Raw genomic sequence first — 12,908 nt, forward strand, 5'->3', positions numbered from 1 at the left:
GAATACATTTTATAAATATATTAGTTTGGTACGGTTGACAGAATGGTAAATGTTGGTGAATTAAACCCATTTCCAGGATGGGATAAAACATTATCTTTTATGACATTACTATCATTTCCTGAACCAGAAAACTTTCCACTTCCATCCATATTTAAATCTGCATTTAAATAACCCGTTGAAGAAAAAGTGACTGAATTAAATCCGTTTGCAGGATCTGCTAAAACAAAATCTTTAATAGTATTACTGCCGTTGTTTGCTCCAGAAAACCTTACTTGTCCAATACCATTTGTATCTCCAGCCCAAAGAGCTGTATTTCCAGAATCTAATACTACCTGTGAATTACTACCATAAGTAGAAAAACTATTGTTTGTAAAGTCTACTACTGTTGTTGTGGATTCATTCAAGGCAATGGTAGAAGCACTCATGGCTCCTATATGATTTCTATGTTTAACAACAACGTAATAATTGGTAGGTGCAGCAATCATTATAAGGTTAGAAATACCATCCAAGTCTACCACATCGCCATCACGTTGTATAAGTGCAGAATGCGCATTAATTATTTTAGTATTATCATTTGCAGCTCTAAGTTCAATCCAAACCCAATCTACAATCGCATTTGCTCCAGTTACTGAAAATACAGATGCATTGCAATTAGCTGTATCTGCATAAGGACTTGTAATTGGAATTAGTATATTTTGTCTAAGATCATCGTTCATAAGTCCAGCTGAAGCAGGATTTAATAGTGGTCCTTGCAAGAATAATTTTGGATCTATTTTAATTTTCATATTACTATTAATAAATCCTTCAGACACCTGAATGTTTCCTGTACTTAATTCTTGAACGTTCACCTCTCCTAAAGTATACAGAATCTCTATTCCTCCTACTGTTGCACTAGCACCTCCACTATCGATACTGAATTTTTCTAAGGTTTGCCCTTGAAGAGAAATAGAAAGGCACACTACAACTATTATTATTAAATGTTTCATTGTTGGTTGGTATTTAATAAAGATTCCAATTGTTCTACACGACTTTCTAATGACTTTAATGCTGAATACTCTTTTGCCAATGTGTTTATTTTATTATTTTGATGCTCAATTATTTCTTGTTGTTCTTTTAAAGCTTCTAAAAGAATAGGAATCAACTGAATATAACTAACTCCTAAATGTCCTTTATCAGGATCAACTACCACTACAATTTCTGGAAATACATTTTGAACTTCTTGTGCAATGACACCATACTCTATGGTTCTCTCTTTATCATTAATCATATTATAAGAGTAGCCATTTATTTTTTGTACACGTATTAAAGCATTTTCAATATCCTGTATATTTTCTTTTAAACGTTCATCTGAAACATCGGCTATAGTTCCTGTATACTGAATAGAACCAATTACATCAAGTTCAACACTTGGTGTGTGCGTACCTATACCAACTTTTCCGTTTTTAAGTATTGTTAATGCGTTTGAACCACCACCAATACCAACTTCTAATATTGGATCTTCCGGAATCCATTCCCAAAGATCGCCAAAGCCAACATTACCAACCCCTAAAGCAGTACTTCCAAAACTATTTGCTTGAGCTCTCCCAATAGATGTTGCATAAACTCCATTAGCTACAGCAGATGGACCAATGGCAATTGATCCAAAATCTTTTGCTTCAGAATTATAACCTATTGCAATACTATATTCTTCATTAGCGGATGCATCATAACCAATAGCAGTTGCTCCAAAGTCACCAGCTTGAGTATTATTACCAATTGCTGTTCCATCCCCTCCAGATTGAGAATTATATCCAAATGAAACTGAACGTAATCCGGCTCCAGAATCATAGCCAACTGAGGTACTAAAACCACTAGTTGCTCTTGCATTTTTACCAATAGCAATGTCTCCGTCGTAAGTAGCTTTAGCATCTTGTCCCATAGCTATTGAAAATACTCCACTTGCTCCTCCACTATCATCAGCATCAGTTTGTATTGATAAATCAATTGCAGAGTTTCCAATATCACTAAAATTAGCAGGATCCATACCAGTTAATCTCCACCCAACACCATTACCTTCATCAATAGGTTCTAAACCTGAATTATTAAATGCATGTAATGCATAAGGTACTGCCATAAATTGCGTGGTTCCCATATCTATTAAACCACTACCTGTATTAATTTGGACATTAAGATAATGATCATCTACTCCCCAATCTATATCTTCATAAATACCACTATCTACAGAACCTTCCCCAATATTTACAATTACAATACCATTGGCATCTGTATCAGGAATATGGGTTTCCTGATAGACATTGAACATTCCATCTCCTTGTAATATTTTAAATTGAATAGTGACACTTTGATTGGCTACTACATTACCATTTCCATCTTTGATTAGGGCTCTGTAGTTAATGCTACTTGATTGTGAAAATAAGCTTGTTGTTACAAACAACAATGCCATAATGAATACTCTTGATTTCATAATTTATGTTATTAAGTGAGTATAACATAAGTTAGTACTTGAGATAACTCTCAATAATTCTGTAGATTTTTTAGGACGCTATTATTCTAAGGGAAGGACTACTAATTTAAGAAAAAATATATTTAAAAAATATAGTTGGAGCTTTTTATTAATAACAATTACACTTATAATCGATAATATATTTGTGGAAACGTTCGCCATAAGAATTGGAATCTCCATAACCTCCATATTGAAAGTTAGACCAATTGTATGAAGGGATACCACAGAAAATATAGGTATTCGTGCTATAACTGTATTCACTTGTCTTTATTTTAGCCACAACATATATCTTATAGTCATAGCTATAAGTCTTTACTTCATAAAGCCATTCTGAATCTAAGGTGTAACTACTTAGACTTCCTTTGCTATACCCATTTTCTTTAATGAAAGATAATAAGTCATTGCAGGCAACCTCCTGTGAAAATGTATTTACTGATACACAAAGAATAAGTACGCCAACTAAGTAGTTTAAAAAGTATTTCATAATCTTGGTTTTAATTAGTCTCTCATATCTTCAACTAAACGTAAGGTAGCATGTCTCATAAATTCTTCTAACACATCTTTTTCAACGATTACATAGCCCTCTTTCTTTTTCTCTATTCGTTTCATTCGTTCTTTAAAAGACTCGCTAATTTCACAGCCATTTCCTTCAGAACATGGTGCATAGTGAAATTTATAGGTGCCTGCAAACTCATTATTATCTATTAAAACCACTTTAAATTCAACAGCTGCACCATATTGCTTATATGGATCGTCCAATAAACCCGATTTCCCCTTATCTGTATGATATTTATTAGTTTCATAAATAACTTCTCTATCTAGTTTTATTAGTTCAATAATTAAGTCGGTATCTGTTTTGGCTTTTAATTTGGCATAATCTACTGTGTTTTCATTATTTGATACCACTTGATTAAACAAATTTCTATCACGAACCACAAATCCATTGCTTAAAAACTCTTTCTCAATGGCGCTATATAGATAGCTTATATCTTCCTCTTCGGTTGTTTGAGAAGAAAAATTAGGAGTTCTTAATACGACTTTAGGAGATGGGTTTTTCTTTAAAAACTCAGACAATCTATCCGTTGTAAAGATTTCGTTATTGGAAGGTGAAAATTTAATATATTTTGTAGAACAAGCTAAGATTAAAAATACGAAAGGGACTAGTAATAGTTTTTTCATGATATGGATTTTGATTTGTATTCAAATCTAATCCAATAATAAAAAATTACCTTACGGAAACCCGTAACCAAAAATTAAAGCGTGAAATAATTTTTCTTATTCAAAAGGGGTTAAGTGTTTAGATGGTTCTATAGGTCTTTTCGCTAATGCTGATAACATCTGCCACTAGCACTTTTAGTAGTCCGTTTGCAACGATTTCCTGCCTTTGTTTTGCCAGTACATTGTGTGGCTGAAGAGCTTGATGTGTTTGAAGAAGTATTTGTGGTATTGCTTCTGGTATAATTAGAAGTATTACTACTTGAATTTGATGCTTTTGCTGGAGGCTTACATACGGAACATGGGTCATAACCATATTGAATAGCATCTTTTAAATCTACCCTATATTTAGATTTACTTAAATACCGACAAGATTCTTTATGATATTTTTCTCCCGTTTTTGTAGTAAATACATCTTGGGAAAACGCTAAAGATGTAAACCCTAGGGTAATAATGATAATAAATATCTTTAAAGGTTGCATTACTTACTTTTTTTCTTTTTTTTATTTCTCCATTCCCAAGGAGCTATAGCTGTTGGGTCTTGCCATAAACCTACTTTATTTTTTTTGGCTTGGTCTTCTAACATTTGTAAAGTAGTATCATTCGAATATTTTAGATAGTGCCACGCCAATCCAGCTTTTAGCAGTTCTTGGTTTAGGTTTAAATTATCATTGTAATATACAACACTTATTAAACGTCTGTATCTATCTTTCTTTAAAACTTTAATAGTTACCTCTTTATTAAATATTGCCTGAGACACAAACTCTTTAGCTTTAATAGAAAATGGTTGTTTTCTCTCAGGACAATCTATATTGGCTAATCTAACTATTAATAATGTGGAATCTTGAGTTAACAATTTAAACGTATCTCCATCTGTAATGCCTACGACTTTGCCGTTAATGATTGTATCTTTTAATATTGTTTTATGGGCAAAAACTATATTAGAAACTAAAATAAAAAACAGTACTAAATGTTTTACTCTATTCATTTAAAATATAATCCTTAATTAGTTTATCCATGTTAGTTGGAAGGTCAGTTACTTTAATTTCAAATTTACTTATTCCCATATTTTCTAACCAGTCTGTCCAATATTTAATAATGACATCTTCTTCATACGGGTTCTTTTTATCAGAATTAATTCCTAAAACAAGTACCTCCAGATTTGTTAAATCAGAATTTGCTGGTATAAAACCAAAATTTTCGTTGGTTATTTTTTCTTGCCAATCTTTATCATCAAGTTTAAATTTACGAATGTCTTGGGGAGTTAAGTAAGTTGTGTGATTTATTTCTTTTAATTTGGTGTCTTTGTGATAAATATAGCCATCCGTTAAAACTACTAAAATATTTCTTGATTGATCATCAATACAATAATCTTTTACTTTATTCTTAAAAAATCGCCAAGTATCTGAACCTACATATTTATTATCAGTTATAGCCGTTTCGTATATTTGCCTTGCGATACTGTCATAACTTTTAGATGTTTGAAGGATTAATTCGCGAGTAGCATTGTCTCTTGTAAAAGACATTTTTAGACTTTTAATTTTTTCATTTAATTTTCTATCTGAAGGTTCTGGATCAAGATATAATTGAATATGATCATTAATTCTAATGCTCTGTTTATTTCTTAAATGAATTTCAAAAGCTTGGGCTACAGATTTTATATGACCAATATCTCTTAAGTAATAATCCATTGCTCCATTTGGGTATTTAACCGGATCAATTCGATCTGACAAGTCAAGTAATATACTAATATTGAGATTTGGTCTGTCCCCTGATAATTTAATCATAGTATACTCTGGTTGCAGCTTCTCACTTGATTCTAATTCTTTATCTCTCTTGCATGAACATAAAACAATAAAGCTAAGCCACAATATGATAATGTTTTTTTTCATAAAAATTTCTAGTTGATTAGTTTGTATAATCTTCCTTCATATTCTTCATCATTTACATTGTGTGCATCCAAATGTAATTTTTCAACTTCCTCACACTTTGTCAATAATTCATCTCTTCTATTAAGACCATCAAAATTATCAGCAATTGACAAAAACCAACCTTTTACATATTCAGTATGGTAAGTTAGATACTGTTTATTAGAAAAAATAAAACCATCTATGGTTCTTTGTAGATCTATGATTTTCCCTTCAATTCCAGAGATTTCTTCTTTTAAAGGGTTCATTTTTTCCTTGAGTTTTATAATATTTTGCTCGCAGTTTTTAATATCCTCTTTTCTTGATTTGATAAAAGATTTTATCTTATCAAAATTGTCGTATTCCTTCATTATAAAATCAAAAACTAAACCCCAAATAATATAAACCACAAAACCAGCAAAAATGATTCCCCAAAACTCAACCTTAGAAAATGCAATTTGTAAATCAAATATTGGCGAATCTGGTGTTCTTTCTATTTCATAAATTTTCTTTTCAATTTGATAAGCAAGAATTGCATCAAAAATGAAGGTCACAATAAATAAAGTGGCAATTTTCAAATAGGAAGTCCAATGTTTGTGTTTTAAAAACATATGAATTAAATAGCCCAATCCCATAAATGCAAATGGAATAGTTGCAATAAAAACACCTTCAAGCCATCCTCCTTCAATGGCTTTTGATAATGCCTTACCGTCAAATATAGCTGCTGTTAACTCGTTATTATCAAAATTCTTAAAAAAAGCTGAGAATGACGCTGACATATAAAATACAAGTAAATAAAAGGTAATAGGTATTATTACAAATAACCCCAAATAAAATTGTGCTTTTGGTTTCTTATCAACGTCTAAACCATATTTTTCAGGTTCACGTTTTACTTCCACAATATCATTTTTATATACAACAATTTTGTCTTCAAAATTTTTAATGGATTCTTCCATTAATCCCTGAGCAGTTAAACGTTTCTTGAGTTCCGTTTCCTGCCTACCCTTTTCGTCCATGTAAGGTGCATTCAATTCATTCTGCAATTTTTCATCCTCACGACATTTTCCTTTAAAATCCATATAAACTTCTTCTAAACAAGCTCTAAATACCTTTTCGTTACCCTGAGCTTGTTTGGAAGATCCATAACCGCTTTCAAAAAAAGTAAGTTTTACTTTTTTTTGATCTTCCTCGGTTGGCTTTTCTACTGTTTTTGGTTCGCCACTTTTTAACGCAAATATCTTTTTTAGTGCACTCATCTTATTCGTTCATTAATTTTAGCAATTCACCCTTAGCAATTCCTTTTTCTGCATTTTCGAGCAAAAAACCTGTTAATTCATCAATATTCTCTTCTAAAAACCCAAATTTGACACAATATTTTCTCAATGTATTTCTTTCGTCTTGGGTTACTATTCCATCAACCCAAATCATAATTGCGAGATCATATAAATATTCAAGTCGGTCTTCGACCATTTCAGGTATTGCTGTTTCATGTGATGGATTTAAAAGTATATTATCCAATTCCACTTTGGTAACACCTCTTTCTTCTGCAAATTTATAAAGCATTTGCATTTCAAGAACATCAAAATTGTCGTCTGAAAATGCCATTTGATATAATCTTAAAAAATGGCTCTTTAATTCGGTTGAAATCATAATAAGTTTATTAAATATAATGTGAAACTGAAAAAAATTAGGAGTGTCATAATTATACTGGCACAACCTTTTTTATTTTTGTTGGTATTAGATTTACTTCTTGATTTGGTGTAATGACCTTGTACGTATGTTCCATCTTTCTTATAATAACCTCTTCTATATCCCATGATAAATTTGCATTACAAATATTATAGTTAATGATAAGAGCATTATAAACACTGATAAATATGTATTATTGATGATTTAGAAAAAAATTTCTTATAATCTTTTGAGGTTAACGATACACTTTCTAGCTAGGCAACTTGTTTTATCACTAGACGTAAGTCCATTAACACTCTATTATCGCCTAATTTTTATTTGCTTTTGAATTCTGAAACGCATAAATTATTTATTCTAAGATTGATCCGTCTTCAAAAATAATTTTCTCAGGTTTCCAAACAACTTTCATATCTTTTAATTCTTTGTTTTTTAATGCCTTATCACTATCTGTAAATTGATTGTAATCAGTTTGAGCATTATATGTTACTTCCATCCCTGGATCAATTGACTGATCATACACAAGATTCAAAGACTTTATAGTTTCATCAAATAAATTATTAAAAGTTATAGACCCTTTTATTGCTCTTATTTTCCTATCAGTTTTATTTTGAATAACAAATTTATATGTGATATAATCTTCATAATCATACTTAGTAAATCCTTTAGAAAAACATGATACTATTATGCTTTCAGATAAACGTCTAATCCTATCATTTTCAATTTTTAATGCTTTAGCAGCAAGCTCTCTTTGTTCTGCTTCAATTTTTTCTTGCTCAATTTTCCAAAGTTTCCCTTTTTCTAATATCTCTGAATAAGTCATTGTTTCAAGTGTCTCATCTTGAAGCTTAAGCCTTATCATAGTTCCAGCTAAAAGCATTAATTCTGTTGAATCTAACTTAGTTTTTATTCTCTCTATATCGTCTTTAGCTGTTTCTTCATTAAACTTTTTATTCATTGGTGAAGAGCAAGAAAATATAACAGACGCTATAATTACAATATAAATATGTTTCATAGTTTTATAATTTATGATGTATGGCAATCTTTTGAACAATAATAACAGCCATTTACTTTAGAATAATACTTCTTCGCTTTGTTAACTGCATCTTTACAATTGTTGAAATCTCCTAAATAATCTCTATTTTGATCTTCAGGCATAAATGAACATCCAATTTTATGAACTTCATGATCACCATTTGCTTGTGAATTTTTATTTACATAATACTTTGCCATATTTATCCTATTTAAAGTTTAATGATTCAAACTTAAACACATTAAATCATAAACCCTTACGGAAATCCGTAAGCAAAAAAAAAGAGGAATAATTCATAAAATCATTCCTCAATTTTATTTTAAGATTAATAAATTCATTCCATATACTAACCTCCAGATGGTGGAGGTGGTGGAGGAAGGTCTCCTTCATTCCCACAACATTCTGCCGTCCTATTGTTGTCTTCTATAGATTCAGGATCACATGAAACTAAACCTACATAAAGACTTGATATGATAAGCAGTAAAAACATTTTTTTCATTGTTGGCTCTTTTTAAATTAGACAATAGTGTTGCTGCCCGAATGATTTTAGGATTCATAAAGTGTATAGCAACACACACATTTTAATTGGAGACGTCTCTCTAATTCGGGAAGAATGAATTGAAGATGTAGTTTGAAAGCTAACTTCCCAATTTACTTTACAGACTACTTCATCAATTCGATTTGAAGCAAATGAAGGATATATATGTTTTTAGGACTGGAAAGCATATGGAATTTAGATGGAAAAGTATTTTCCATCTAAATTTATTTTTATTTGTAGCTTTAAAGCATATTAAGATTAGATGAATAGGTATAGGGAATTAGTAGTTTTAGTTTTTAAAAAATCAGCAAATGATATTGATTCAGATATTGTTACACAACAAGCTAAGTATATTGTAGATAAAGTTGAAGAGCTGCATAATTTTCAAATTAATGAGAGAACACTACGTAATTATTATAACAATCTTATTAAAAAAAACAAAGTCCAGATAAATATCTCCCCAGCAATAGCTGATCATTTGAGTAAATTTTTAGAATACGAAGATTTCAATGATTATGTAAATAAAAACCCTATTCCTGAATCAAAACTAGTTAAGCCAAAAAAAACGAAAGAGAGAATAATAGTAGGTTCTTTAATTGTTATAGCTTCTTATTTTGGATTTGATTCTCTTTCAAATAAGTGCATGACTTGGACTGATAATGTAAAGTATGAGAAAGTTAGCTGTGAAGAAGTTAACGCCATACCAATTCAAGAAAATTTGTTGAATAATTTTAAAAGGATTGACCCAGAATGTAATTACATGTTTTTTAAAGAAGATGGTAGCGCAAATTTATGGTACGGAAAATCCATTAATGGAGAATATGAATTTTTTAATCATTTTGGAGTTCACCCCATAACTGGTAGAACATTAAAAGAAGTTACCATCTACATTAAAGAAAAATACATTTGTAAAGAAAACAATTAACAAATAATATTAATAAAAAAATAAAGCGTACAATAGCATGTACGCTTTATAAACTCTCCCACGTTAATTAAGCATGTTAATAGCTTAGACCAAATATAAAATAAGGTATTTCTATTTCCTTACTGTTATCCGTAAAGAGAAGAAATAAATTAAATCAACCCTAAATCTTTAACAATGGCAACTAAATGAATAGCATTATTGGCTTTAAATTGAATACGCAATCTGTTAAGATTTTTCTCTATAGAACTTAAACTACTTGGTGAGATATTCTCTGATTTAAAATAAGTACTAATTTGGTCTTGTGTTAAACCATTTGATAATTGTTTGATTAAGAAAATATCATAATCATCAATTTCCAAATCTGATTTTTTATGTAAAGCTTGGGATACTACATGGGAAACATAAAGTTGGTTATTATTTACCGATTTAATCGCTTCAGCTAATTCTACAAGTCCTCTTCTACCCTTACAAACGTATGCTTTAACTTGATAATTATTAATTAATCTTTTGACTTTTTGAATACGATCTTCTATAGAATACACTATTACTTTTAGGTCTGGAAATTCATTGTTTAAAGCTATAATAAGATCTTCACCATTTTGATAAGTTTGATCACGATGATCTTTCTTAAAAGATAAATCTGTTATTAACAAATCGAATGGAACATCATCAAATGCCGCTCTTTTAATTTTTAAATAAGCATCATCACAATATTGTACTGACGCAACATCTTTTACATTAAGGCTATCTAAAATGGTCAACATTCCTAAATTAATGCTAACCAAATCATCTGAAACTAATACTTTTTTAAACATTTTAAACGCTAATTAAAACATGAAACCCCTGCTTTGTTTGAGATTTAAAAGTAATGGAACCATTTAATGTATGAATACGGTTTTCCACATTTAGCAAGCCATTGTTCTTATTTAACGTACATCCTATGCCATTATCTGAATATGAAATAGTTGTTTTTCTAGCCGTTTCTTTAAAATCAACAACCACTAATGATGCCTGACTATGCTTGCTCATATTAGTCATTAATTCTTGCAACACACGGTAAATGGTGATTTTTTTAACATCAGAAATATCTTCCCAATTTATTTTAGTTAACCCTTTTATAATAATATTTACTTCTGAGCTTTTTGAAGCTAATAAAATATCGAATAATAGATCATGGTAATTTTCGTCTATTGGGATTTCATTATGCTCTCTAGAAATATCTCTTGTTTTATTATAAATTATTTCTAAATCATCTAAAACTGCTTCATTGTTTTTCTCCTCGTGCTGAATCTTAGTCATAATGTGATATACACCATTAGCAACTTCATCATGAACTTTTTTTGAGATTCGGAGTTCCGTATTATATATTTCTAATTGCTTTTGCTTTTTAAAACGATGCTTTTGAAAAAAGGCAGTAATAACACCTAGACTTAAAATAAATATAGCAAGGAAACCATATAGATATTTATAGTTTTTTTCTTTTTCTAGTTGCAAAAGTCTGTCATTTGCCAAGGCTTCTTGTTTAGCAAGAGCATATTTTTTAGAAGCATATTTCCCTTCTATCAATAAGTTAGCCGTCTGAATACTATCCATCAGTTGTTTATAGGAATGTACTTCATCATCTTCCTTAAGATCCAGTAAGAGACTAAGAGCATGTGCCAAATGCGTTGGGTTATTGGATAATTTTGCTAGTTTATAAGCATTTTGGGCATAGTATCTTGACTGTACCAAATCTCCTTTATCTTCATAATATACCGATAGGTCTAAATAACTTCCTAAAATATCGGAATTATTACCTAAAGACAATCGGATTTCTAAAGCTTTCTCAAAATCTCTTAGAGCTGTTGAATCTTGTAATTTTCCCTTTACTACACCCAAATTATTTAATGTTCTGGCAATAATTATGGAATCATTATACTTTTCACTATCATTCAAAATAGTTGCAAACTCTTTTAGAGCCAATGAAAATCTACCTTCCTTGATATGCGCATATGCTATATTGTTACGTAATACCAAATCCTGCACCTCAGTTTCTGCAATATCAAGAGCTTTTTTATAGTAAATAATGGCATTAGTATAATCCTGCATTTCACTATAAACCCTTCCTAAATGGTTATATATTCCAGCTTTAGATTCTTTTGTGGTTTTCTCAAAAGGGAGTTTTTCTAAAAGAGTTAAAGCCTCAATAGCAGTAGTTTCACTATCGTACAATATGCCTAATTTCTTTTGTATAATTGCTATTTGTCTTAGGTTATAAATAGCATTTAATGTATCCTGTTGTTTTAAGTTTTCATCTTTTTTATTTCTGTAAAATACAAATGCATGCAATAAATCAGTTTTAGAATCTGGTTTTAAAACTTTGTAGTAGTAATAAACAGCACTATCAACTGGTTTTTGTTGTACTATTTTACAAGTAGCAAAACCACAAGCCCCATAGATTAAAGATAAAAATATTAGAAATTTAAATTGGAAGGTCATTGTCTATATTTGGCACAACTAAGATAAGAATGTTTTTGGTTATATTATTTTAAAATTCATGTGCTTCTATTAAGTAAACTTTCATTAAATAAATAAAAAACCGTGTTCACTTCCAGAATCACCTAATTAAAATTTAAAAACTGTTACAAGTAAATACCATCATTTTCAAACAGAAATTATATCTGTCTAAATAACAGTCTTTTTATAAAAATTTTATATATTGAAACTTCAAATAATTATAAACTAGTGAACAAAGATTGTTCTCGTTTTTGAATACAAATTTAGCAAAAATATCAATATAACTAATTGATTATCAAATAGTTATATTTTTCATAACCCAGAGGTCCCGAGTTCAAATCTCGGTCTCGCTACAATAGTAAAAGTCTTACATGAAAGAGTGTAGGGCTTTTTTATTGTTTTAAATCAGTACTATTAAAACATAATAAAAAGAGCCTTACATTTCTGCAAGACTCTTTTACAATCAACCAAAAAAACTTCTGCTATTAATCAATCTTGGTCATTCTAAAATCAATACTAATCAAATTTTTATTTTTCATTTCAACTTGATAGTACAAATGTAATTCACCTCTTCTAAAAAAAGTATGACATGGTATGTCATGATG

At 30.0% G+C, this 12,908-nt stretch carries 15 protein-coding genes; 1 reads left to right on the top strand and 14 read right to left on the bottom strand.

Annotated features, from left to right (window positions below):
* Positions 1-20 precede the first annotated feature (20 nt).
* The 12 genes from LX78_RS09255 to LX78_RS14835 form a co-directional block, all read right to left on the bottom strand.
* Entirely contained in the window at positions 21-986 is a 966-nt protein-coding gene (locus LX78_RS09255; RefSeq protein ID WP_109682385.1) for a hemagglutinin protein, read from the bottom strand.
* The gene (locus LX78_RS09260; protein ID WP_109682386.1) at positions 983-2,464 is read right to left on the bottom strand and encodes a tail fiber domain-containing protein; all 1,482 of its coding nucleotides are present in this window, start codon (positions 2,462-2,464) and stop codon (positions 983-985) included. The genes LX78_RS09255 and LX78_RS09260 overlap by 4 nt, the downstream gene beginning before the upstream one ends.
* A gap of 148 nt (positions 2,465-2,612) precedes the next feature.
* Entirely contained in the window at positions 2,613-2,987 is a 375-nt protein-coding gene (locus tag LX78_RS09265) for a hypothetical protein (protein WP_109682387.1), read from the bottom strand.
* A gap of 14 nt (positions 2,988-3,001) precedes the next feature.
* Positions 3,002-3,682: a hypothetical protein gene (locus LX78_RS09270; RefSeq protein ID WP_109682388.1), complete on the bottom strand. Its 681-nt coding sequence runs from the start codon at positions 3,680-3,682 to the stop codon at positions 3,002-3,004.
* A 143-nt stretch (positions 3,683-3,825) separates the two neighbouring features.
* On the bottom strand, positions 3,826-4,200 hold the full coding sequence (locus LX78_RS14720; RefSeq protein ID WP_146192562.1) for a hypothetical protein: 375 nt from the start codon (positions 4,198-4,200) through the stop codon (positions 3,826-3,828).
* Complete coding sequence (locus tag LX78_RS09280) at positions 4,200-4,706, bottom strand: thermonuclease family protein (RefSeq protein ID WP_109682390.1); 507 nt, start codon at positions 4,704-4,706, stop codon at positions 4,200-4,202. The genes LX78_RS14720 and LX78_RS09280 overlap by 1 nt, the downstream gene beginning before the upstream one ends.
* Positions 4,699-5,610, bottom strand: a complete 912-nt coding sequence (locus LX78_RS09285; RefSeq protein WP_109682391.1) for a hypothetical protein — start codon at positions 5,608-5,610, stop codon at positions 4,699-4,701. The genes LX78_RS09280 and LX78_RS09285 overlap by 8 nt, the downstream gene beginning before the upstream one ends.
* 8 nt (positions 5,611-5,618) lie before the next feature.
* Positions 5,619-6,881 (bottom strand): ABC transporter permease, encoded by a 1,263-nt coding sequence (locus tag LX78_RS09290; protein ID WP_109682392.1) that lies wholly within the window; start codon positions 6,879-6,881, stop codon positions 5,619-5,621.
* Between the two features lies 1 nt (position 6,882).
* Positions 6,883-7,275: a hypothetical protein gene (locus tag LX78_RS09295; RefSeq protein WP_109682393.1), complete on the bottom strand. Its 393-nt coding sequence runs from the start codon at positions 7,273-7,275 to the stop codon at positions 6,883-6,885.
* A 388-nt stretch (positions 7,276-7,663) separates the two neighbouring features.
* Positions 7,664-8,326 carry a hypothetical protein gene (locus LX78_RS09300; protein WP_146192563.1) on the bottom strand — a complete coding sequence of 221 codons (663 nt, stop codon included), beginning with the start codon at positions 8,324-8,326 and terminating at the stop codon, positions 7,664-7,666.
* An 11-nt stretch (positions 8,327-8,337) separates the two neighbouring features.
* Entirely contained in the window at positions 8,338-8,544 is a 207-nt protein-coding gene (locus LX78_RS09305; RefSeq protein ID WP_109682395.1) for a hypothetical protein, read from the bottom strand.
* Positions 8,545-8,690: 146 nt separating this feature from the next.
* Entirely contained in the window at positions 8,691-8,843 is a 153-nt protein-coding gene (locus LX78_RS14835; protein ID WP_170109831.1) for a hypothetical protein, read from the bottom strand.
* Between the two features lie 301 nt (positions 8,844-9,144).
* Here LX78_RS14835 and LX78_RS09310 point away from each other — a divergent pair, with 301 nt between their 5' ends.
* The gene (locus LX78_RS09310) at positions 9,145-9,807 is read left to right on the top strand and encodes a hypothetical protein (protein ID WP_109682396.1); all 663 of its coding nucleotides are present in this window, start codon (positions 9,145-9,147) and stop codon (positions 9,805-9,807) included.
* A 149-nt stretch (positions 9,808-9,956) separates the two neighbouring features.
* Here LX78_RS09310 and LX78_RS09315 read toward each other — a convergent pair whose 3' ends face one another.
* Both LX78_RS09315 and LX78_RS09320 read right to left on the bottom strand, forming a co-directional pair.
* On the bottom strand, positions 9,957-10,622 hold the full coding sequence (locus LX78_RS09315) for a response regulator (RefSeq protein WP_109682397.1): 666 nt from the start codon (positions 10,620-10,622) through the stop codon (positions 9,957-9,959).
* A 1-nt stretch (position 10,623) separates the two neighbouring features.
* The gene (locus tag LX78_RS09320) at positions 10,624-12,285 is read right to left on the bottom strand and encodes a tetratricopeptide repeat-containing sensor histidine kinase (RefSeq protein WP_109682398.1); all 1,662 of its coding nucleotides are present in this window, start codon (positions 12,283-12,285) and stop codon (positions 10,624-10,626) included.
* Between the last annotated feature and the right edge of the window lie 623 nt (positions 12,286-12,908).

Origin of the sequence: Xanthomarina spongicola, from assembly GCF_003148645.1 — a bacterium.
GTDB lineage: Bacteria > Bacteroidota > Bacteroidia > Flavobacteriales > Flavobacteriaceae > Xanthomarina > Xanthomarina spongicola.